At 36.0% G+C, this 22,779-nt stretch carries 24 protein-coding genes and 1 pseudogene; 9 read left to right on the top strand and 16 right to left on the bottom strand.

What is annotated here, in order from left to right:
• Window positions 1-150: 150 nt before the first annotated feature.
• From gdh to ACQKOG_RS08840, 5 genes and pseudogenes are all read right to left on the bottom strand, one after another.
• On the bottom strand, window positions 151-936 hold the full coding sequence (gdh, locus tag ACQKOG_RS08860) for a glucose 1-dehydrogenase (RefSeq protein ID WP_427446028.1): 786 nt from the start codon (window positions 934-936) through the stop codon (window positions 151-153).
• Window positions 937-1,265: 329 nt separating this feature from the next.
• Complete coding sequence (locus ACQKOG_RS08855; RefSeq protein ID WP_402869009.1) at window positions 1,266-1,721, bottom strand: hypothetical protein; 456 nt, start codon at window positions 1,719-1,721, stop codon at window positions 1,266-1,268.
• A gap of 398 nt (window positions 1,722-2,119) precedes the next feature.
• Window positions 2,120-2,719 (bottom strand): nitroreductase family protein, encoded by a 600-nt coding sequence (locus ACQKOG_RS08850; protein ID WP_415730247.1) that lies wholly within the window; start codon window positions 2,717-2,719, stop codon window positions 2,120-2,122.
• A gap of 510 nt (window positions 2,720-3,229) precedes the next feature.
• Window positions 3,230-3,844 carry an HD domain-containing protein gene (locus ACQKOG_RS08845; protein WP_370077420.1) on the bottom strand — a complete coding sequence of 205 codons (615 nt, stop codon included), beginning with the start codon at window positions 3,842-3,844 and terminating at the stop codon, window positions 3,230-3,232.
• Between the two features lie 889 nt (window positions 3,845-4,733).
• Window positions 4,734-5,519 (bottom strand): annotated as a pseudogene (locus tag ACQKOG_RS08840) (Rpn family recombination-promoting nuclease/putative transposase).
• Between the two features lie 181 nt (window positions 5,520-5,700).
• Between ACQKOG_RS08840 and ACQKOG_RS08835 the strand changes: the two are divergent.
• Window positions 5,701-5,922, top strand: coding sequence for a hypothetical protein (locus tag ACQKOG_RS08835; protein WP_427446027.1), 222 nt, complete (start codon window positions 5,701-5,703; stop codon window positions 5,920-5,922).
• A 138-nt stretch (window positions 5,923-6,060) separates the two neighbouring features.
• Here the strand turns inward: ACQKOG_RS08835 and ACQKOG_RS08830 are convergent, their stop codons facing one another.
• The gene (locus ACQKOG_RS08830) at window positions 6,061-7,740 is read right to left on the bottom strand and encodes a formate--tetrahydrofolate ligase (RefSeq protein ID WP_402869002.1); all 1,680 of its coding nucleotides are present in this window, start codon (window positions 7,738-7,740) and stop codon (window positions 6,061-6,063) included.
• Window positions 7,741-8,064: 324 nt separating this feature from the next.
• Between ACQKOG_RS08830 and ACQKOG_RS08825 the strand changes: the two genes are divergently transcribed.
• Window positions 8,065-8,265 (top strand): cold-shock protein, encoded by a 201-nt coding sequence (locus ACQKOG_RS08825; RefSeq protein ID WP_132358884.1) that lies wholly within the window; start codon window positions 8,065-8,067, stop codon window positions 8,263-8,265.
• An 81-nt stretch (window positions 8,266-8,346) separates the two neighbouring features.
• On the opposite strand, the gene ACQKOG_RS08820 is transcribed toward ACQKOG_RS08825, so the two are convergent.
• Entirely contained in the window at window positions 8,347-9,132 is a 786-nt protein-coding gene (locus tag ACQKOG_RS08820; protein WP_370077417.1) for a VOC family protein, read from the bottom strand.
• Between the two features lie 203 nt (window positions 9,133-9,335).
• On the opposite strand from ACQKOG_RS08820, the gene ACQKOG_RS08815 reads away from it, so the two are divergent.
• Both ACQKOG_RS08815 and ACQKOG_RS08810 read left to right on the top strand, forming a co-directional pair.
• A complete protein-coding gene (locus ACQKOG_RS08815) occupies window positions 9,336-9,824 on the top strand; it encodes a flavin reductase family protein (RefSeq protein WP_370077416.1) in 489 nt (162 codons plus the stop codon).
• Window positions 9,825-9,958: 134 nt separating this feature from the next.
• Window positions 9,959-10,474 (top strand): carbon monoxide dehydrogenase, encoded by a 516-nt coding sequence (locus ACQKOG_RS08810; protein ID WP_427446024.1) that lies wholly within the window; start codon window positions 9,959-9,961, stop codon window positions 10,472-10,474.
• Window positions 10,475-10,565: 91 nt separating this feature from the next.
• Here the strand turns inward: ACQKOG_RS08810 and ACQKOG_RS08805 are convergent, their stop codons facing one another.
• The 3 genes from ACQKOG_RS08805 to ACQKOG_RS08795 form a co-directional block, all read right to left on the bottom strand.
• A complete protein-coding gene (locus ACQKOG_RS08805) occupies window positions 10,566-10,721 on the bottom strand; it encodes a YezD family protein (protein WP_370077414.1) in 156 nt (51 codons plus the stop codon).
• A 336-nt stretch (window positions 10,722-11,057) separates the two neighbouring features.
• Entirely contained in the window at window positions 11,058-11,723 is a 666-nt protein-coding gene (locus tag ACQKOG_RS08800; RefSeq protein WP_370077413.1) for a phosphopantothenoylcysteine decarboxylase, read from the bottom strand.
• 620 nt (window positions 11,724-12,343) lie between these two features.
• A complete protein-coding gene (locus ACQKOG_RS08795; RefSeq protein WP_427446021.1) occupies window positions 12,344-13,219 on the bottom strand; it encodes a LysR family transcriptional regulator in 876 nt (291 codons plus the stop codon).
• A 134-nt stretch (window positions 13,220-13,353) separates the two neighbouring features.
• Here ACQKOG_RS08795 and ACQKOG_RS08790 point away from each other — a divergent pair, with 134 nt between their 5' ends.
• Window positions 13,354-14,253 (top strand): DMT family transporter, encoded by a 900-nt coding sequence (locus ACQKOG_RS08790; protein ID WP_427446019.1) that lies wholly within the window; start codon window positions 13,354-13,356, stop codon window positions 14,251-14,253.
• Window positions 14,254-14,349: 96 nt separating this feature from the next.
• On the opposite strand, the gene ACQKOG_RS08785 is transcribed toward ACQKOG_RS08790, so the two are convergent.
• The 5 genes from ACQKOG_RS08785 to ACQKOG_RS08765 form a co-directional block, all read right to left on the bottom strand.
• Complete coding sequence (locus tag ACQKOG_RS08785; protein WP_427446017.1) at window positions 14,350-14,697, bottom strand: general stress protein; 348 nt, start codon at window positions 14,695-14,697, stop codon at window positions 14,350-14,352.
• A 221-nt stretch (window positions 14,698-14,918) separates the two neighbouring features.
• Window positions 14,919-15,359, bottom strand: coding sequence for a Dps family protein (locus ACQKOG_RS08780; protein WP_427446015.1), 441 nt, complete (start codon window positions 15,357-15,359; stop codon window positions 14,919-14,921).
• A 230-nt stretch (window positions 15,360-15,589) separates the two neighbouring features.
• Window positions 15,590-15,820 carry a hypothetical protein gene (locus tag ACQKOG_RS08775; RefSeq protein WP_427446013.1) on the bottom strand — a complete coding sequence of 77 codons (231 nt, stop codon included), beginning with the start codon at window positions 15,818-15,820 and terminating at the stop codon, window positions 15,590-15,592.
• A 112-nt stretch (window positions 15,821-15,932) separates the two neighbouring features.
• Complete coding sequence (locus ACQKOG_RS08770; RefSeq protein ID WP_427446011.1) at window positions 15,933-16,139, bottom strand: hypothetical protein; 207 nt, start codon at window positions 16,137-16,139, stop codon at window positions 15,933-15,935.
• A gap of 114 nt (window positions 16,140-16,253) precedes the next feature.
• Window positions 16,254-17,204 carry a hypothetical protein gene (locus tag ACQKOG_RS08765; RefSeq protein ID WP_427446009.1) on the bottom strand — a complete coding sequence of 317 codons (951 nt, stop codon included), beginning with the start codon at window positions 17,202-17,204 and terminating at the stop codon, window positions 16,254-16,256.
• Window positions 17,205-17,372: 168 nt separating this feature from the next.
• Between ACQKOG_RS08765 and pepF the strand changes: the two genes are divergently transcribed.
• A complete protein-coding gene (pepF, locus tag ACQKOG_RS08760) occupies window positions 17,373-19,187 on the top strand; it encodes an oligoendopeptidase F (RefSeq protein ID WP_427446007.1) in 1,815 nt (604 codons plus the stop codon).
• 230 nt (window positions 19,188-19,417) lie between these two features.
• Window positions 19,418-20,401 carry an SEC-C domain-containing protein gene (locus ACQKOG_RS08755; RefSeq protein WP_415730257.1) on the top strand — a complete coding sequence of 328 codons (984 nt, stop codon included), beginning with the start codon at window positions 19,418-19,420 and terminating at the stop codon, window positions 20,399-20,401.
• 297 nt (window positions 20,402-20,698) lie between these two features.
• On the opposite strand, the gene ACQKOG_RS08750 is transcribed toward ACQKOG_RS08755, so the two are convergent.
• The gene (locus ACQKOG_RS08750; protein ID WP_132358910.1) at window positions 20,699-20,890 is read right to left on the bottom strand and encodes a zinc-finger domain-containing protein; all 192 of its coding nucleotides are present in this window, start codon (window positions 20,888-20,890) and stop codon (window positions 20,699-20,701) included.
• A gap of 468 nt (window positions 20,891-21,358) precedes the next feature.
• Here ACQKOG_RS08750 and ACQKOG_RS08745 point away from each other — a divergent pair, with 468 nt between their 5' ends.
• The gene (locus ACQKOG_RS08745; RefSeq protein ID WP_427446004.1) at window positions 21,359-21,751 is read left to right on the top strand and encodes a ribonuclease HI family protein; all 393 of its coding nucleotides are present in this window, start codon (window positions 21,359-21,361) and stop codon (window positions 21,749-21,751) included.
• A gap of 356 nt (window positions 21,752-22,107) precedes the next feature.
• Window positions 22,108-22,776 carry an NlpC/P60 family protein gene (locus tag ACQKOG_RS08740; RefSeq protein ID WP_427446002.1) on the top strand — a complete coding sequence of 223 codons (669 nt, stop codon included), beginning with the start codon at window positions 22,108-22,110 and terminating at the stop codon, window positions 22,774-22,776.
• The last annotated feature ends 3 nt before the right edge of the window (window positions 22,777-22,779 follow it).

The raw sequence follows: 22,779 nt of genomic DNA, 5'->3' as shown, positions 1-22,779 counted from the left end.
GCATTGGAAGAAGGTTAAATGTCTGTTAGGTTCCAATGCCAGTTTTTATTTATGCTATTTTTTATTAAATCAACAAACGCAACAATGAAGTATTATAAGAATTTAACCACTTTGAATAGGGCAGATAACCCCATTTCCATTTTCCGTTACTTACCCACGACCTGCTTGAAAAGAAGGGTATAAGGTCATTCCACCATCAGCAAATAGAGTGATTCCTGTTACGTAACTAGCTTGGGATGAAGCAAGCCATGCTGCTGTTGCTGCAATCTCCTCTGGTTTTCCGATATACCCCATTGGAACCATACTTTCCACATCTGCACGTTTTTCGGGATCGGCAAATTTCTCAGCATTAATAGGTGTATTAATCGCACCAGGCCCGATATTATTGATACGAATTCCTTTTGGGGCATATTCTAATGCTAATGTTTGTGACATCAGTTTAATGCCTCCTTTACTAGCCGCATAGTGAACAAACAAAGGCCATGGAATAATTTCGTGAACACTGGACATATTGATCACTGTCCCTTTAATATCATGTTCGACGAAGTACTTAATCGCTTCTCTACTTCCTAAAAATGCACCTGTTAAATTCGTATTGATTACTTTATTCCAATCTTCAAGCGGCATTTCATGTGAAGGTACTGGATTTTCTATTCCAGCGTTATTAATCATTACATCGAGGGTTCCAAACTTATTCACAGCAGTCTGGACGAGGTTGATGACATCCCCTTCAACTGACACATCTCCTTTTACAGCTATCGCTTCCCCACCTGCTTTTTTCACTCCTTCAACAACAGCATTTGCCTCTTTTTCATTTGAGCGAAAATTCACGATAACTTTTGCTTTTTCCTCGCCAAAACGTAATGCCATTGCTTTTCCTAATCCTGTTGAAGCACCTGTAATAACAATAACTTTCCCTTCTAAATCTGGATACATTTAAGGTCCTCCTCGTTATACTTTCGCCATCCCTAACATAATTCCAACAGTAAATTGCTGTAAGCTGTCGTTTTGCTTTTTCTCACCTATGATAAAAAACTCGGCCCATACGGGTTTCCACCTGCTTAAAACATAATAGTAATATGAAACGAAGCAAAAACTTTTATACCATTGATATATAAAAGGTTACTTTAAAATAAGGCTGTTTTCTAAAAGATTGTTGCTGTTAAAGCATACAAAAAGAGTTAATCTACAAAATGTGTAGAATCAACTTTGTATTTATGTTTGATATTTCGTAAATCGAATATTTAACTAAAGCCCCCGTTTATTCAACAAGGTTTTAGTATTTTTTCAAGTACAATAGGACCCGTTTTCTTTGTCTTTGTATTGACTGTCCGAACTTTGATACGAGTAGGTCGCATTATAGGAGAAACTTCATCCAAATTCCCAGCCCAAGTAGTTTCTCCATATTTAGTTAAAGGAGACAATGAGAAAATCCAACTTATTTCTTTCGGAATATATGCTAATACTTCATAACCATCATAATCCCCAAAACTAGATGGCTTTGGTAAATGAAGTGCGTGAACACTGAGACTTGTTCGTTCATCATTAAACTTTCTTTCAATATTATAAATCAGTGCTACTCCTCTGGCATTTTTAGGTACGTTTTTTGTTGGTTCAAGTATTGCTGAACAAGGTGGCAACTCTTCAATTTTATTCTCAGAGTGTGTTTGTGAAGGAAGAATTACTAAAACGAAGATAAGGCTAAAAAGCAATTTTTTCATTTCTGATTCTCCTTAAATTTGTTTAGTATCATTATTCCCAAAACTCCATATTTATTGTATTTCAATCGCTCCTTGTTGAACTATCCTGCACCGTTAGTTGAAGAGCAACAATCTTTACGAAAACAGCTAAAATAAAGAAGAATCCATTTGAACATTTGTTCAAAATGGACTCTTCTTACATTTTGTAGATTGTATTTTAACGTAATTGCAAAATGATGCATATAGAGGTACCGTCAAAAAAATGCGTATTTACAACGCTCAGAAATCCGGATTAAAAGCCGAAATTAAACAACAACCAGTCGTTGGTTCAATACCTTCAACTGGCTGTAAAAAGGTTACTGTCTCAAAAATGACACTCAGTGCCGTACTGCTTGGTATATCATATACATAGCAGATAATTATTTGTGAAATTTTATTCGATCTTCAAGTGGTTGGAATTCTTTTTCGCCTGGTGTTACCGTTGGATTGCCAAAGGGCATTTGCGCAATAAGCTTCCAATTATTAGGGATATTCCATTCTTTTTTCACTTCATCATCAATTAGTGGATTATAATGTTGTAAAGAAGCTCCTAATCCCTCTGCTTCCAACGCTGCCCACACAACTAATTGGTGCATACCTGATGCTTGATTTGACCAAATCGGAAAGTTCTCAGCATAGGCGGCAAATTGCTCTTGAAGTGATTTAACTACCGCTTCATCTTCTAAGAATAATACTGTACCATAACCTGCTTTAAAGGAATCCATTTTTTGTTGAGTTCCTGAAAAGTCTCTATCTCCAACTACTTTTCTTAATACTTCAGTTGTGATATCCCACAATTTATTATGTGCCTCACCTGATAATACAACAATACGTGCAGTTTGAGAATTGAATGCTGACGGGGTATATTTCACAGCAAATTCTACAATTTCTTTAATTCTTTCATCAGATATTTTTACCTCTTTATTAATTCCGTAGTAAGTACGTCTTTCTTTAAGTGTAGTGTAAAAATCTTTTGTCATCATTTTCTTCCTCCAAATTTATTGAAATTGTTTTTACCCACATTGCATCTGTCGCCTAGAGATTTTTAGTTTTATTTCCTAAGACCTCGCCTAATTACAACAGGAACACCTGTCCATAATGAGCAATTTCCTTAATCCTTTCGACTATGTTCACTACTTTTACTATTTTAAATTAAACTAATTATAATATTATGATAAAAATATGTTATCCAAACAAACGAAAGAGTATTCAAAAATAAAAAATGTCTTATATAAAAAAAATCCCAAGCTTATTTGCACAACGCTATCTCACTTACTATTTTCAGAGCTATAGGATGATGCAACGGTTTTTTATGTAATATAGGTAACCTTATTTTCACACAATAATATTTGAGTAGATTTTACGTAAAAAAAATTGAATCAAAAAAATACTCCTTCCGAAGTAAATGAATGAATGAATCAACATTATTTAACCCTAAAAATCCGTTGTCTATTGAAATAGACAACGGATTTTTTTAGCAGCGTGAGGTATTACTCACCTATTTCATTTTGTAATTGCTCTAAAAACTGTACCATAAATTGATGGCGTTCTTCAGCCATTTGCTTGCCCTTGTCAGTAATCATTAAATCCTTCAGCAATAATAGCTTCTCATAAAAATGGGTAACTGAGGATGTATTTTTATTGCGGTACTCCTCTTCTGTCATATCCGTACGTGCATTCTCTTCCTTGTCGTAAAGCTTTCGACCCTTAGCTCCACCAAAAGCAAATGTGCGCGCAATACCGATTGCTCCAATCGCATCTAAACGATCTGCATCTCGTACTATTTTTGCTTCGAGAGAAGTTGCTTCTAGCTCATTGCCACCATTATACGATACTTGTGCGATGCAATCTTGAATATGTTGCTTCTTCTCCTCGCTTAAAGACAGCTCGGCAATTAGCTTATTCTCTTGCTCCTTGCTATCGGTATACTTTTTATCACTAACATCATGCAACAGCACAGCAATTTCCACGACCTCTGCATCGGCTTCCGGTTCAGTTTGTAATATCGTTAACGCATTTTGATAAACACGTTCAATATGTTGAAAATCATGACTAGCATCAAATTGCTCGTAAATCCCTCGTACTTTGTCCATTAAATTGTTCATATTCTTAGTTCAGTCCCTTCATCCTTTATTATACGGTATTGCTTAGAATTGTTGGTAATTAAGTAACCTCTAAATTTAACAAAAAAATCAATTTGAGAAGTTGATTTCAATTGACTAATTTTTCAGAATATTGTAAGATAAATGTACAGAACAACTATTTTTGTTCTGTAGGCTCACTATTTCAGTGATGTACAAGAACTATGTTTTAACAGATTAAACAACTTCAGCGGGCTTTAAAATTGAATACTGTGTTGCAAGATGACGTGCGTAAAGTGAAAACCAATCATCTAAACAAATAAAAGTGAACACTTTCCCTTAGAAATTCTTTGTTTTAACCCGCATAGTGAATGTACATTTCGAGATAAGTGAACAAACAAGCTTTTCACGACCTAGAAAGCTTTGAGCATATGTAGCAAGCGTGTGATATTTTTATCATTAATCGATGTTACCTTCTTCTATTCATTATCTTGAATATGTATGAACGTAACTCCTCCCATTAATGGCAAATAGCATACCAATTTCTTGCCATTTTGCGAAAAGTCTAATCATCCAGAGTCGTGCTAACAAAACTAGAGAATTTTTTTGGCAACAATTTTTCCGAATTTTATTTAAGCCGTAATTGAAGTATTAAGTTATGAAGGAAGTAGGAACGATAGTTATGTTATGTAATACCAACCCGCTGAAGAAAAAATAAAAGCTGCCCATCTTATTTATTGTAGATGATGGCAGCTTTTATTTTTTCTTCAATTTCCATTTTAAAGACATATATCTCCTATCTCCCTTTTCCTTGCTACTTGTTATCCCTTACTCCCCTTCTAAAATATTCCTAAGGAAGAAATTCTGAACACGTGAGATTTTAGGGTCATGACGAGCTTTGTTAACCTTTTCGTTATTTGTCTTCACGACTTTGAATTAGCCTTTCTTTGATTTCTTCAATACGCTCCGTAGATAAGCCTGTTATTTTATGAATAAAATCAATATCCATGCCATTCGCTAAAAGTTTATTAGCGGTTTCTTCTTTTTCTTTTTCGATTCCTTTCTCTATTCCCAGTTGCTCTGCCATATGCTTTACATCCTCCAACTTTGCCTCTTCATCAAGGATAGACTTTAAGCGAGATTGATAAGCTATAACATCTTCCTGTGATAAACTTAGCTCTTCCCAAACATTAAATGCCTGTAATAAATGTTCGTCCTTCATCGCTAGTTCCTCCATTTCACGATATATTTTTTTATAGACCTTTTTCTTTCGTGCATCGACCATTCCTAATAACAATAACCAACGTGCTAAAATATCATCCAGAAGCTTAAGAACTCCTCTATGCCATTGTTCAAGGAATTTATTCATTTCAATAAAGTGCACTTCCAAAGCATCATCCTGTATAACTAATCGCTTTAATGTTTTATCCTCATATAAATGGAAGGTACTGTGATAATATGCACTTTGAGGAAACAATGTGAAGTTACATATATTAATAATAATCGTCGGTAGCAGTTTATGATACCCCATACCCTTTTGTCATTGTGATGTATAAAGTTGAGCCCAGTAAAATAATGTACGCTTAAACATATCGTGTTGATTAGACAATTGAATTTCAATATTAATCATTTGCTGATCCTGCGTTTTCACAACAATATCTAATCTTGACTGCTTATCATCTTTGTATTCGCCACCAATTTCTTATTTACCTACATCAAAGCCATTTTCCTTTGCTAATAAGTAATCAGTCACTAAACCCGATACAATGCGCACCCCATTCAACTGATGAATGACATTTCCCAATTTTTCTTCGTAATCAACTAAAGTATCAGCATACTAAAACAAGACAACTCATACGTTCTAGTATGAAAGGATGATCTTGCTGAAAAGCCTATTAGAAAATGTAAACCTGTTAGAAAACATATATCAAATATCTATAGCATTCCTTCTCTTATGTTCAATTTTTTCTGTAAGACTTTTAAAAAATCTAAAGCGTGAAAGAAAACTTTCTTTTTTTGAATATACAATGTATTTAATCATTCGAATTGCAATTTTTTTATGGTTATCCAGTTTTCTCCTTCGTGAATATAGGGGCTATTAATTTTCTTCCCCTTTTTTCACAATAACTAATATGCTACGGCATTGTTCAGTTACATCCGATAACAAAAGTTAAAAAAGCTGCCCTTTATAACTTAAAGGAACAGCTTTTGCATTTATATATTCTTTTGTACTTCTTACTCTAGAACAACCCTACCGCATGTCCTTCATTATCAACATTCATACGCAAAGCGGCTGGTGCTTTTGGTAAACCTGGCATTGTCATAATATCCCCAGTTAAGCAAACTAGGAAGCCAGCACCAAGTTTAGGAATGACTTCGCGAATAGTGATTGTAAAGCCTTCTGGACGTCCTAAAAGACTTGGTTGGTCTGATAAAGAATATTGCGTTTTCGCCATACAAATCGGTAGTGAATCCCAACCGAATTTTTCAATTTGGGCAATTTGTTTTTTCGCTTGATCGGTAAATTGCACATCTTTCCCACCATAAACTTTTTGCACAATTGTACGTACTTTTTCCTCAATAGATTCTGTTATGTCATATAATGGAGAAAAATTGTTTTCTTCATCAAGAACAGCTAGCACTTGTTCAGCTAAGCCTAGACCACCCTTTCCGCCTTCCTCCCAGACATTAGTACGTGCGATACGAACATGATTTTCTTGACACCAATTCAGGACTGCTTCTAACTCAGCCTCTGTGTCCGTAATAAAACGATTTAAAGCAATAATCGGCTCAACGCCAAATGTACGAATCGTCTCAACATGTTTGGCTAAATTTTCGATTCCTTGTAAAAGGGCATCAACGTTTTCTCCAACTAGTGACGTTTTCGCTACACCGCCATGCATTTTTAATGCACGAATTGTAGCTACGATTACAACTGCACTTGGTTTAAAGCCTGCTTTACGCGCTTTAATATTCATAAATTTTTCAGCGCCTAAATCTGAACCAAAGCCCGCTTCTGTCACAACGATATCTGCCAGCTTACGAGCTGTTTGTGTCGCCATAATCGAGTTACAGCCGTGTGCGATGTTGGCAAATGGTCCACCGTGAATAATGGCAGGTGTCCCCTCAAGCGTTTGCACTAAGTTTGGTTTGAAGGCATCTTTTAATAATAATGTTAATGCCCCTTCCACTTGAAGATCACGCACGAATACAGGCTCACGGTCAAATGTATAACCGATTACGATACTTGCTAAACGTTCACGTAAATCTTCAATACTTGTAGCTAAACAGAAAACTGCCATTATTTCTGATGCAACTGTAATGTCAAAGCCGTCCTCACGTGGCATCCCTTGAACAGGACCACCGAGACCCACAACAACTTTACGAAGGGCGCGATCATTTAAATCCATTACACGCTTCCAAATTATACGGCGAGGGTCAATGTTTAAAGCATTTCCTTGATGGATATGATTATCAATAAAGGCTGATAATGCATTATTCGCAGTCGTAATCGCGTGAAGGTCACCAGTGAAATGCAAGTTAATATCTTCCATCGGCACAACCTGTGCATATCCACCACCTGTTGCTCCACCTTTTACACCCATTACAGGGCCGAGTGATGGCTCACGTAAAGCAACAACAACATTTTTATTTAATTGATGAAGTGCATCAGCAAGCCCAACCGTTACAGTTGATTTCCCTTCACCCGCTGGAGTTGGACTAATAGCTGTTACCAATACAACCTTTGCATCCTCACCATGTGCTGTTATTTTTAATGGATCAATTTTTGCTTTGTAGCGACCATACTGTTCAAGTGCATCCTCTGGAATACCTGCAGCTTTCGCTATTTGAGTAATAGGTTGCATAACCGCTTGATTCGCGATTTCTAGATCTGTTAGAGGTTGTTTTTTCGTTGTCATTTGGCATCCTACTTTCTATGTCGATCAATTATGCCTCGGCATAATTGCGTCCGGAATCGGCTTTGTGCGTACACAAAGAATTCCTTTCCGATTCTGTGACATCCGCCGGAGGCCTTAACTTCTTGCTGAAAGAAGTTAATTCCATTATAGACTTTATTGTAAAAAAAATCATAGTAAGTTATTCAAGTATTTCGACAATCAATTGACAACATTGCTCAATTCATGTATGTTCTAAATGAAAATGCATTTTTTCACATTTTCACAATTTATGTCACGACTTAATTGATTTTATTCTACATTCAAGCGCATGGGAGGCGAATGCTTATGCAACAGGGAATCGTAAAGTGGTTCAATAATGAAAAAGGTTATGGCTTTATAGAATGTGATGATGGAGAAGATGTATTTGTACATTTTACGGGAATCCAAGAGGAAGGCTTCCGTACACTTGAAGAAGGTCAAAAGGTATCATTTGAAGTGGTGGAAGGCAATCGAGGGCCACAGGCGTCAAATGTTGTAAAAGTATAAACTCAAAGGAGCTGTTCGATGGATGAACGGCTCCTTTTTTCAAATGCTCTTAAATGTACTATCGCTATAAACACTATAACTTCAGCGATTGATCCAATAAAAAGCTCCGGGAAAAACTAGCGTTTCCTTCGTTCTGTCAGTATCCATAAGTGTTACCCCAAACGCCCCTTCATTTAAATGACCTAGTGTCATAGTAGCTGCAGCGACTTTGTCATAAAAATCCAGGCGAATATTTGGTAAATGTAAGGAGATAAACTGTTCTTGTTGTTCAGGCTCTGGTAGTTGTAATACTTTCCTCCATAAATTCACTGTTGCTTGCACATCTTTCACATAAAATTGGACAGATTCCATCGATATAGTTTGATTCGTATCAATGGCTCCATTTGCTTTTAATTGTGCAATACGTTCCTCATCTGTATCAGTCCACTCAATCAAAAATGGAAAATCAATTGCCTGCTCTGGCTTCCCAAAATGCAATAGCTTCCATTCTACTACAGAGCCATCTGGTCTTGTACGACTACAAGCATCTGGTCCATATACTTCAAATCCAAGTGAACGTAAACGTTGTGCCTCTTCTTCAATATTTTTTGTACGTAATGCAATTCTTGAAAAACCATAGCGCTCGTTAGCACGTTTAAACGTATAATGTAAGGAATAAGGTGATTTCACTGCATTTTCAAATAAATTACGATCATAAATTGCTATTTGCTCAATATAGTTTAATCCAAAATAGCTTAACGTATTGTATGTCCCCCACATTGTATGTTGACCACCGTTAACTGTATGGATATTACGTTTATTTAAGAAAATCTTTGTATTTTCTGGTGATTGAACTTGATGAACTAGATGGTCAAAATATAAAGTCATGACTGAACCCCCTTTTTTCTCTATTATATACTTTACCTGTTAGTTTTGTTGGTTTAAAATAAAATTTAGAATATTATAATTATTAGAACTTACTATATTTTATGATATCTTTTTTAAAATGCCCGGCAACAAAAGGATTTCAATGCTAGTAGTTCATCAAAAAAGATTTTTTATTTTCGTAAATCAATGAAGAGGTGATTAGAATGACAGACAAAGTAGCTGCTTTTAAACTAGCATTAGGTAATTATCCAACAGGTGTTACGGTTGTCACTGCTTGTAATGACATAGGTGAACCTATTGGCTTAACTGTCAATTCCTTTGCGTCAGTTTCCATAGATCCACTCCTTATTTTATGGTCGCTCGATAAAAAATCACAGCTACATCCATATTTTACAGTGGCTCAAAAGTTTGCTGTAAATATTTTAGCGAGCAATCAAGAACAATTATGTACGCTATTTTCAAGTAAAATCCCAGATCGTTTCGCCCAGGCTAAATGGTCAAACTCAGCTTTAGGTCTACCGGTTTTACATGATACTGCGGCCATTTTACAATGCAAAACATCTCAGCAAATCGATGCTGGAGATCATACGATATTTATCGGGCAGGTCCTAGAAATTGAGAATGCACAGAAGGAACCCTTACTTTACCATCGCAGACATATTGGTGAAATCCCAAATAGTTTTTATGATTAGGCTTTGGCAAAAATATATACGCAAAAAACAGGATGATTGGTCGTAATCATCCTGTTTTTTTGACGTATCTTTCCGCTCTTTATCGAAATAATAAGTTTGATTGATGAAAAAGTAAGAGATGAGGTGTATTACAAATGTTTAAAAAAATCCTTTTCATGATATCTATTATTTTTTTATTTTCTACAAATGAATGGGTAACTGCAAATTTCGAAAACCCTCCTCCTTCCTTTGAGGAAAAATTCGCTGAAGGTGGATATAAATCCGTAGAAGAGTCCGTTAAGGAATTTGAAAATCATTGTAAATGTGCGGTAAAGTTACCCCAAATTATGCCACCGATTTCCTTCACACATCAATTTGGGAAATTTTACGAAGATAAAAAATATAATATGAATGATGCATTGAGTCTTATGTTTGTTAATAAAGAAATAAAAGGAAATATTTACAAAATTGAGATTCGATCAATAGAAAATAAAATAAACTTCAAAGACAAATTGAACTTTAAAGGTAAAGAATATACTCTTCAAGATGGTACAAAAGCTATTTATTTTGAAAACCAACTATTTAACTTTTTTGTTTTCGAAATAAATAATTTGCAATATTTACTCGGTATTTATAAGAAATATCTAATACCGATACACCTTACACATTAATTAAAATAGCTAACTCTATAAAATAACCTATGCTGTTGCGAAAATGGCCACATAAAACGAAGGAAATAATTTTTGTGGCCTTCTATACAGTTTACTTTTTCTGTGGAAATCTTTGCTTTTCAAGTCTGTTAATTTGCACAATGACACCATCTTGAATCGTAATGTGTACTTCTCCAAACTCCAAATTTTGAATCGCCTTTGCAATTGCCTCTAGTTTTTTGTCATCTACCTTTACCTGTTGAGTCATCCGATACACCCCTTCTTTTAACATATTTTGAGGCCAACTCATCAATCATAGCCCACTTATCCCTTAGATAGCTCTGTTGGATTTGACCTACAATATTTGTTGTCAAAGCTTCTTTTTAGGCCTAGTTGTCGGTATTTCGTTTCATGCAAATAATTCTATAATTCAGAAAACCCATTGTCAATATAAATATTACAAAACTTAGTTGTTTACTAAGAAATAAAGGAATATGAAGTATGTCTATAGTTATGCCAGTAAGTATCACTATAGACTTTACGGGGGAAAAAATAAAAACTGCGCAGATCAATTTGCCTCTACACAGTTTTTGTTTTAATCATTTTATAAAAGATCCATTAATGCTTTCGCTGTCTTTTGCTTGCCCATAACCTTTATCGGTTCGCCTTTAGCCGGTACAATCCAGTGTGGCTCATCTCCACCATATAAAGACTGTGAGCTATTTGCTACCATAAACTGAGCGTTGGCCGATTCCATTCGTAGGCGTGCACGGGACAGTAAAAATTCCTCGTCATCTGTTGCCTCAAGTTTAAAGCCCACTAATGTAACTTTTGGCTGCCACCCTTTAATTTGACCTAATACTTTAGGTGCCTTTTTAAAGTGAATGATAGGTGGCTCATCAGATGGCATTTTACCTACTTCCTCCATTAAATTCCCAGATTGATCATACACTTTGTCAATGAGCCAATCAGAACCTGCAGCTGCCATAATAACGATATCTACTTGTTCTTCCTGAACAGCATGTCGAATTTTCTCACCTAAATCTTCAATACCTTCAAATCGAATGTTACGCATTTTATCTTTGTTCTCAGGAAGCTGTGCAAAATAACCATGCATATACAATACGTTTGCCCCAGCCTCTAGTGCTGCTTCAGCTAAATAACAGCCCATCGACCCTTTCGATAAATTCGTATGCCCACGCACACGATCCCATTTTTCAAGTGTTCCCCCACTTGTAATGAGTACGGTCTTACCTCGTAATGTCCCCATACACTCACCTTTTTTCTAATCAATTTCACCTTGGCGTAATTGTAGCTGTCGCTTTGCTTTCGCTACAGATAAACAATGCGACCGGATTTTGAATTGTGCCTAGGCCTGCACGAGGGCCGACACGATGTCGGTCATTTCGGTAATGCCACAGGACGTGGCGTTTTTACCGATGCAGGTCAGTTAGCCGTTTTCGCAGGATGCGAAGATTTTAGGCTAACATCCTTATATTCATTCCTTTGAAAATCCGTGACATCCGCCGGAGGCTTTGGGCCAACATGTTTTTCGCGCGAAAGCGTAGTACTAACGCAGCATCAGCAGCGTAATGTTGGTCAATCAGTCGTGTGTTGTTGCTGACGCTTCGCTTTCGCACAGATAAATTGCCACAGGACGTGGCTCTCTTAGGCTAAGTTCCTCTATTTCAGTAAGTGTTTGGACACACACTGAAAAAGTAATCAAAATTGCATTCATCTCACCACCTTTAGAGGTGGGAATCTTCTGTACCTGTCGCTACGCTTTCGGTACAAAAAAGATCTGCTGAAGATAAATATACAAATACTATTTTAACGTAATGCTATGTTATGCTTCAATGTTGTTTTTATAAGGTTGGAGTTAAATTAATACTATTTCATATTTTGCTCTTTTAACCAGGAACTTAATATCTCAGCAAATTTCTTGGTCACTGGTGATGCCTGATTTTTCATAGCTATTCCTATTGTGCGATAGCCACCTTGTTTTAAAGGTATAGCTTTTATCGTAGGAGGCAAGTTATACGTCACTAATTTCGGTAAAATACTAATTCCAAGCTGGTGAGCAATCATCGAAATGATCCCTACCTCTTCTGATAGTTCAAAGCGAATATTTGGCTTTACGTGATATTGCTCTAACAGTTCTTTTACATCATTAGTGCCTTTATATGAAGTCATGATAAATGGCATGTCTTCTAGTTCAACAATATCAATTTCGGCTTTATTATAAAGTGGACTTTTATCGGAGACAATACACAGCAATGGATCCTGCTGAAGTTCGGTAAACTGAAACTGCTTAGATTTTTGACCATTTAAAAATCCCGCATCAACCTCTCCACTCAATAGCCATTGTTCAATTTCATAATAATCTCCCTCGCGCAATTCGACTTGGATACCAGGAAATTGATTGTCCATAATACGAACAATTTCCGGCATCCAGTTTGAAGAAATACTTGAAATTACACCAATTCTCACTTTCCCTCGAGTAACGCCAAGTATATGTGCAGCTTCTTGCTGTAACAGTTCTTGTGCATCGAGGACATGTCTCATTGCTCTTAGCATTACATTACCTTCACTTGTTAACGTGACACCTGCTCGACTTCTGTGAATGAGCGCAAAGCCGAAATCCTTTTCTAAGCTTGAAACAGCATGACTTACAGCAGATTGGGTTAATCCCAATGCTTCCGCTGCTTTTGTAAAGCTAGCTACCTCAGCCACTTTATTCAAAATCTCATATTTGACTAAACTCATCGCCTTGTCCTCTATATACATGAATTTTTTTAATACTAACCATTATAAACATTCGTTTTACTAATCACAACACAAGATATATAGTAAATTTTAGTATAAAAACTGTTTTAGTACACAGATTGTAGGTGAGCATAATGAGTATCCAAGGAAAAGCAAATTTATTGATGGTTATAGTGACAATGTTCTGGGGCTTATCTTATACTTTTATGGTAATGGGGCTTGAAACATTGGCTGTTTATAATGTGGTGGCATTGCGTTGTATCATCGCATTTTTCGTAGCTGGTATTATCTTTTATAAACGTATGATTAAAGTCGATGTTAAAACATTAAAATATGCAGCTATACAAGGGTTTCTATTATTCATTGTGTTCGTTCTAAGTTTATTCGGACTAGAAACTACATCGGTATCAAATGCTGGTTTTATTTTAAGTCTAACAGTTATCTTAGTGCCTATTTTCAGCAGTTTTATTGAAAAGAAATTACCTTCAAGAGCAGTTAGCTTTGCGATTATTTGCACAATGATTGGGATTACAGTTTTAACGGCACATGGTTCATTTACCTTTCAAAAAGGGGATATTTTAATAGCCATCGCTGCACTATGTTATTCGTTTTATTTACTGTTAAACAGTTCATTTACACGGAGCGTTGAATCAATTTCTTATGGCATTTACCAGCTTGGTTTTGCAGGACTTTATGCACTTGTATTAACATTCATTTTCGAAACACCAACACTTCCAAATACAACGACTTCTTGGATTGCTATTATAGGACTTGGTGTCATTTGTAGTGCATTTTGCTTCGTAGGTCAAACTGTTGCACAACAGTTCACCTCTGCTACACATACAGGACTAATATTTTCCTTAGAGCCAATTTTCGCAGCGCTGTTTGCCATGATGTTTATCGGTGAAGGAATAACGGTAAAAATAGTAATTGGCGGTAGCTTTATTCTAATTGGTAATCTTGTTGCTCAATTGGAGCATCTCCATATATTACGCTTTATTAAAAAACATGAACATGAAAAAGCTATAAATTAATCCTACTATAAAAATAAACAGAGTGATGCATATGCACTCACTCTGTTTATTATATATTTAACTCTAGACACGTGAATCAAAACGAATTTCGATATATTACGCCGTCATACGTTTAGTTGAATGCTCAGCAAATAATACGATGACACCCTGTTCAACGAGATGAGCATAGTAAGCTGTTTGACCTTCCGTAAGATCAAATCGCTTAAATCCTTCTTTTACAGCCGATTCACCGGTAAACCAAGACTTAATTTGATCAACCCAATTCCCAACCTCATGTGTTTTAACATTAGCATCCCATTTCACACCTTCAAATTTACTTGGATCCTTTGCAATAACGTAAATATCCTCTATTTGATATGCATCTAATTGCATACTTTCTAAAATATGAAGCATTTCTTCCCTTGTATGGGCCACTTCAATTTTTTGGTTTTGTTCATTTATCATGCTCAATTCCTCCTAATTTGTATGGCTTACTTGGTATCTACCCTTCCTATTCAAGAAAAAAACCTTATTACCTATTCTTTTAACGAACTGTAATATTTGTAATATCTTTGTGATACATCTTCACCTTTTGAAACAATGGTCTTAATTTTTCACGAAATGTCAAAAAATAGGCAATGGGTGCGAATTAAGAAGTCCCATCGCCTATCATTTACTTGTGGTTATTAATGTCCGAGGAAGGCTTTCAGCATCCATGTATGCTTTTCTAGGGACTGATACATAGCATTTAGTATATCCTCTGTTCGATCGTCCCCTTCTTCTGCCGCAAGCTCCATTGTTGAATTTAAAGCTTTCATAAGTGTTTGGAAATCGGCAATGGTTGTAGCCACCATTTCCTCTGTCGTCTCATTCCCTTTTGCTTCCTCTACAAAGGACAGCTCAAGATGTTCTTTTAACGTAGCAACTGGTTTTCCATCTTTCGAAAGAATACGTTCTGCAATTTCATCTAGATTTAACGTTGTTTCATTATATAATTCTTCAAATTTTACATGTAGTGTAAAGAAAGCATTCCCCGTTACATACCAATGATAATTGTGCAATTTCGTATAAAGTACAGACCATGTAGCGACAAGTTTATTCAATTGTTTGTTTAAGTTTTGTGACATTATTTCTCCTCCAATGTGCCAGTTGTTCTAGCCTTTAGTATGCGTTGCAAAGTATGCTTGCTATACACACATTTTTTCATTGAAAAAAATTCTAAGGTCATCTGTAGATACAAAAAATACAAAACCAAAACATTTTCCACTACATAGCCAGCCCTAAAAAACAGATGGATTACATTAATTGGACGTTTAAAAATCACAACAAACCTATAAGAGATTATCATACAATTTGACTACTTCAGTTCCTTACGAATTTCTTTTATCTTTGTTATTGGAAGCTTTGAAACTTTTGCAATCCACTCATCGTCAGCACCTGTTTCAATCAAACCAGTAATTATTTGTTTCCTCCCTTGCTCAAATCCTTGCTTGAAACCTTCTTTGAAACCTTGCTCAAATCCTTCTCGCCTGACTAATTCCAATACTCCAGCAAGTGTCGGCGGTAGATCTTCTTTAAATAGATGCAAAATCTCTTCCTCCCCCTCTTTTACCTTTCATATCTCTTCCAAGCTACCCAAACATATTTTTTGTAGTTTCATTTGTCTTTCAACAATAGTGTCTAGATCTAATACTTTTTAATTATTTCAGTTCCTTACGAATTGCTTTTATCTTTGTCACTGGAAGCTTTGAAACTTCAGCAATCCATTCATCGTCAGCACCTGTTTCAATCAAACCCCTGATTATTTGTTCAATTCCTTGTTCAATTCCTTGTTCAATTCCTTCCTGTCTTTCTAATTCCAAAACTCCAGCAAGTGTCGGCGGTAAACCTTCTTTATTTAGATGCAAAATTTCTTCCTCCCCTTTAATTTCGTCTTTTACATCTCTTCCAAGCTGACTAAACATATTTTTTGCAGTTTCATTTGTCTTTCAACAATAGTGTCTAGATCTAATACTTTTTAATTATTTCAGTTCCTTACGAATTGCTTTTATCTTTGTCACTGGAAGCTTTGAAACTTCAGCAATCCACTCATCGTCAGCACCCGTTTCAATCAAACCGCTGATTATTTGTTTAATGGCTTGCTCAATTCCTTGTTCAATTCCTTCCTGTCTTTCTAATTCCAAAACTCCAGCAAGTGTCGGCGGTAAACCTTCTTTATTTAGATGCAAAATTTCTTCCTCCCCTTTAATTTCGTCTTTTACATCTCTTAAAAGCTGCTCAGACATAGATTTTGGTAGCTTTAATAAATAATCAATGAAGTAAAGAAGCGCACGTATCTCTGTCCGTTCAACATTACTTAATAACCATACTTCTCTTAGTAATGCTCTTTTGTAAGCACTACGATGGCTCATTTCGTTTTTTGTTTGATTTAAATAAATTGATGCTAGTAAAGCTTTACTAAACAGCTTCGGTGATTTTTTCAATTCTTCTTCATCAAAATCTGACACGACAAACTTGTTAAATGTATAAGTTATTTCTGTACCATAATATCTTTCATGATACTGATTCGTGCTTTTGGTACTCGTATCTGTAAAGATTGCAATGGCCACAATCTTCTTACCATAACGATCACTGATACGATAAAAATACTCAAACATTCGCTTCGCAAAATGCACTTCATCTACTGCTTGTATCTCTGTATGGACAAGAATCCATTGCTCTGCCCCACTCTTTAGATGAACCTTCGCAATTTGATCAGCTACCTTGCGCCCTTGACGATGTTCAATTATTTCTTTGAAAAGCTCTTGCTGTAAAAACTCCACTTGCTTAGAAAAATCAAATTCTGCATGTAAGTCTGGCAAAAAGAACAACAAAAAATCTTCAAACAAATCCGCAATTAACTTCTTCCATAGATTATCTTGATTCACTTGACTAAGCTTATATACATCTGGTTTCTCCCAAACTAGCTGCATTATAACTACATCCCCCCTTTAACTTTAAATCTATTATAGCTATTACGAACAAAGTTTCCACTCTATTGTTATATTTTTAAGAACATTGAAACTATTTTCTATAATTATTTCACTTTCCGAAATAGTTTCGTTATAATGGAATCACTTACTAAAAAGGGGTGTTAATTAATGGAGGTATTGCCATTACGAAAAGATGTACCAGTAGAACAAACATGGGATTTAACAGTTTTACTTGAAAATGACGCGGATTTTGAACCTGCTCTAGCGAAGCTTGTGGAAGATGCAAAAAATTTCGAAAGCACGCATCAAGGTACAATTACGGATGCTCAAAAGGTAATTGATGTTTTAACAGCTTATGAAGCACTATATGAAAGCATAGTTCCTATTGGTACTTATGCAAGCTTAAATAATCAAGCTGATCATACAGATAATGAAGCCCAAATGCGTGCTGCAAAATATGGTACAGCAGTCGGAAAAATAAGTAGTACAATTTCTTTTGTACGCAGTGAATTACTAGCACTAGATGAGTCTATTTTAGAAGAAGCTGCTACATTAAGCCCTAAATATAAAGTCTATATAGAGGAATTATTAAAACAAAAGCCTCATCAGCTACATCCAGAGGTAGAAAAAGCACTAGCTGCATTTAGCTCTACTTTTGATGCACCATATGAAACGTATAATACGACAAAGCTTGTAGATATGCATTTTGGAGAGTTTGAGGCCAATGGCGAAAAACATCCACTTAGTTTTGTATTATACGAAAATGATTGGGAGTTTGACGCTGATACAAATGTTCGCCGTGCAGCTTTCCAAGCATTTTCGAATAAGTTGCGCGATTATCAGCACACAACTGCAAAAATTTATAACACTCACATTCAACAAGAAAAAACTATGGCTGATTTACGAGGTTTTGATTCTGTCATTGACTATTTATTATTTGATCAAGATGTTGATCGTACGCTTTATAATCGTCAAATAGATCTGATTACGAAAGAGCTTTCTCCGCATATGCGCCGCTACGCAAAGCTTATTCAACAAGCAAACGGCATTGAAAAAATGACATTTGCTGATTTAAAGATTGCCCTTGATTCAGACTATGATCCGAAATTAACAATGGCTGAAGCAAAAGAATATGTTGAAAAAGCATTAGACGTTTTGGGTGAAGATTACAAAGAGATGCTCGAAAAGGCGTTTAACGAACGCTGGATTGATTATGCACCTAACAAAGGTAAATCGACTGGGGCATTCTGTTCAAGTCCATATGGTAGTCATCCGTATATTTTAATGTCTTGGAATGAACGTATGAATGAGGTATTTACTTTAATTCATGAGCTTGGGCACGCAGGGCATTTTGTGAATGCACATGCCAATCAATCTTATTTTAACAGTCGTCCTTCGTTATACTTTATCGAGGCACCATCAACAATGAATGAAATGCTACTAGCTAATTATTTATTAACCCATAACGATGATCTTCGCTTCAAACGTTGGGTAATTTCAAATATTGTATCCAAAACGTATTATCATAACTTCGTCACACATTTACTTGAGGCAGCTTATCAACGAAAAGTATATGAATTAATCGACGCTGGAGAAGCTGTGAATGCTACTGTTTTAAATCAATTAAAACGCTCTGTATTAGAAGATTTCTGGGGTGACACTGTCGATATTACTGAGGGTGCAGAGCTTACTTGGATGCGTCAACCGCACTATTATATGGGCCTATATCCATACACATATAGCGCTGGCTTAACAATTTCTACACAAGTATCTAAGCGTATCTTAAAAGAAGGTAAGACTGCTGTAGATGAATGGCTAGCAGTCCTTCAAGCAGGAGGTACGAAATCACCTGTAGAGCTAGCTCAAATGGCAGGTGTCGATGTTACAACAGACCAGCCGCTACGAGATACGATTGTTTATATTGGTCAACTTATTGATGAACTAGAACGATTGACGACTGAAATGGAAGCTGTCAAAGGCTAAACAAAGCGAGAACCATCTACGCTATTTCTAAAGCGTAGATGGTTTTCTTTTTTTTAGGTTCTAAGCAGGAAAATACATACATATACTAGAATCAGGTCGTCCTTCTATGTTTTTTGATATTTCTAAATAGACAATCATTTTTCTTCGTACAAATGTACCGTTATTATTAATTGTATGCAATTTATTTAGCAAAATTCTACTAACAATTTTCAAAGGAAGTGTTTCTAATTATGGTAAAACGTAATGATCCATGCCCATGCGGTAGCGGCAAAAAATATAAAAAATGTTGTGAAGGTAAACAACAGGTTACCGTAGAAGCTGTAGCAATCGAAGAATTAGAGCGTGTACTACAAACATTTTACTTAGAATATCCTGAACGTAAAGATGTTCGTGCCTATATAGAGCATGTAGGTACATGGCAACCTAAATTAGAGAGCGTACTACAAAGAGAGCTGATTGAGGCGATCGCGTTAGACGACTTCTTCTTCCACCAAGAACCCTCTATTTGGAAAGGTTACTTAAAGAAAACAAAGAAAAAAACGGTAAGACCTTCTACGGTAAATGTGTTAGAAGGCTGGTCACAACCTCGTCTATTTGTTGGTTCCGTGTCAGTTGTAGAAGAAAAATATTTCAAGGCTACACATGTGTTAACAAATGAAGAGATTAATATTCGTCGTGAAAATGACAAACCAATCCCTGAAGGTATGCATGTCTTTGCATTCATCTTACCAGATGGTACAAAAAAATCAGAGCATTATTTAGCTGTATCAACGCTTATCTTCTTCCCAGAAGATCATGCTAAAGTATTTGAGCAATTCAAGAAAAATTTTGAGGCTTCTGAGAAAAAGGCTGGAGCATTCTTAAAAGAAGAGCATTTATCCTTCTGGGAATTACTTGTGTCAAACGGTTATAAAGGCGAGGAGTTCACGAACTTTGAGAGCAATGTAATCACACAGGTAAAAGATTTCCTTGAGCAAAATGAGCGTGAAACAGCTCCTATGTTAGAGCTTTTAGAGGACTATTTAATTGAAGGACAACCATCTGCGCGCAAAGAGGCGGCCATTGCTGCCGGCGCAATTCGATATGGTCAAGAAAAAGAGCTATTCGAGCCGTTATCACTGACTGTAAAAGAAATTGCGGCGACGTTCGATATTTCAGCTTCCTCTCTCACAAAATACTACCAAGACTTAAGTAGCTATGCTGCAACTAAATAATGCTTAAAATAGCGCAACACACTCTATGCAATTTTAGAGTGTGTTGCGCATTTTAGTTTACATAGAAAAAAGCTACCTTTATTATCGGCAATGAGCCAACAATAAAGGTAACTTTTTCCATGGTAACCAACCAATACTATCATTTCCGAACATATTGTTATTTATGCATCGAATTTAGTAAATATGATTATTTATTGAGCAATATGAAATAAGCTTTATTTTATTTAAACATAGTCTGTTTAGTTCCTATGATTACTTTGCCATAGTTGTAAAACATTTCTGTAATGGTTTAAAACATTATTTACTATACACCTTCAAGAGCTCTTCTCCGAGAAATTGTAGTCGCTCTCCTACAGTGCAGGCTTCAATACAGAAACGGTGAGCTCCAGGTTTACCACGATCTTTTCGTAATTGCTTTATGACCAAGCAATCAGCACAATACGTGTCATGTAGTTCATCAATATCTTTCATAACCGTCACTTTATCCAAATTGAACTCTCGCTCCTTTCACGTCCAAATTTCGCTTCTTACTATTATGAAGTGAACATTTTGAACAAGCAACTATTTTGTTTAACCATTTAGCAAATCTCTTTTGTAGCGACAGGTAAGTAAGTTCCCCACCTCTATAGGTAGTGAGATAAAAGCCGATTTGAGCTACTTTTCTTTTCAGCTGGTGATCCAAAGCCTCTGGCGGATGTCACGGAATCGGAAAGGAGTTCTTAGAGGATGTTAGCCTAAAACCATCGCATCCATGCGATAACGGCTAACTGACCTGCATCGGTAAAAACGCCACGTCTTGTGGCATTACCGAAATGACAGACATCGTGTCGGCCCTCGTGCAGGCAAGACAAAGCCGATTCCGGACGCGATTATGCCGAGGCATAATTCTAAGATATTGTGAAAAAGCACTATTGATGTACAATTAATGTATAATCTAAATTAAAAAGTAGGGATTTTATGTTAGAAGTATATATAGATGCTGCTAGTGCAGGTAATCCTGGCCCAAGTGGTATTGGGATATTTATTAAAGGAGAAGGCCATCATATACAAATCAGTGAGTATATAGGGCAAACTAATAACCACATTGCCGAGTTTACTGCCTTAGTTCGCGGTCTTGAGGAAGCACGAAAGCTTGGTTCAAACCTAGTCTCAGTGCGCTCAGATTCAAAAATTGTTGTTGCCTCTATGGAAAAAGAATATGTGAAAAATGAGGAATTTAAACCTTATCTTGAGCAGGCACTTACACTTGTGAGTAGCTTCGATTTATTTTTCATCAAATGGGTTCCAGATACGCAAAACAAAGCAGCAGATGCACTTGCACGTAAAGCGATTCAAAATGAAAAAAATTAATTTATAGGGACTGCCTCTTGTCTTACCAAGAGTCGGTCTCCTCCTTTCACTTCATTCAGATACTTAATATCCCCCAATATTTTAATTTTTATCATCTTCATTTTCATATATAAACAAAATATATGCCATGCTCATAAGGAATCGCCAAGTCCTCATCCAATTAACTTACATACTTGGCATATATATATAAATATCTCCCCTGATTTTTGATGATAAGCCATAAATCAATATATTTTCCAATTATTATTAGTATAATTTGTATCCTCAATGTTATTTTATTGACATACTATTGTAATATTACAATGTTAATATCATATATGTATTAAGTTTTTAAAGTTATTAGGAGGATACATATTATGAAAAAGAATAAAAAGTATAGATGGGGATTGAAATTAGCTACATTGGCTTTAAGTTCATCTGTACTTTTTTCAACAATTGACACAGCATCAGCGGCAACTTATACAGTAAAATCTGGTGATTCTTTATGGAAGATTGCCAATCAGTATGGTGTTACTTATCAAACATTGATGAAATGGAATAACTTATCTTCTACGACAATTCGCGTTGGACAAAAGTTAAACCTCAATACCCCACTCACATCAGCAACAATATCAACACCTACACCTAAACCAACAGCTGCAGCTAAACCAACAGTTACACCTAAACCAACAACTAACCTAGTGCAAGTTGCTAAAAAACAATTAGGCGTAAAATATACATTTGGTGGAAGTAAACCGAGTACAGGTTTTGATTGCTCAGGCTACGTCACTTACGTATATAATAATGCTGGTATTTCGACAGCTCGTAAGTCTGCAGCAGGTTTTTACAGTACAGCTAAAAAAGTATGTTCACCTCAAGTAGGTGATCTAGTATTCTTCGCTAATACATATAAAGCTGGTATTTCACATGTAGGCATTTATATTGGAAATGGTCAAATGATTAGCGCAAGTGACGGTGGTGTTTCTATTGCTAACATTAATAGCTCTTATTGGAAAACACACTTTGCTGGATATGGTCGTATATAGTGA

The organism is Lysinibacillus sp. NPDC093216, from assembly GCF_050280325.1.
Lineage (GTDB): Bacteria > Bacillota > Bacilli > Bacillales_A > Planococcaceae > Lysinibacillus.
Note: the sequence above shows the minus strand (reverse complement) of the source record. Positions and strands in the feature narration are given on the sequence as shown.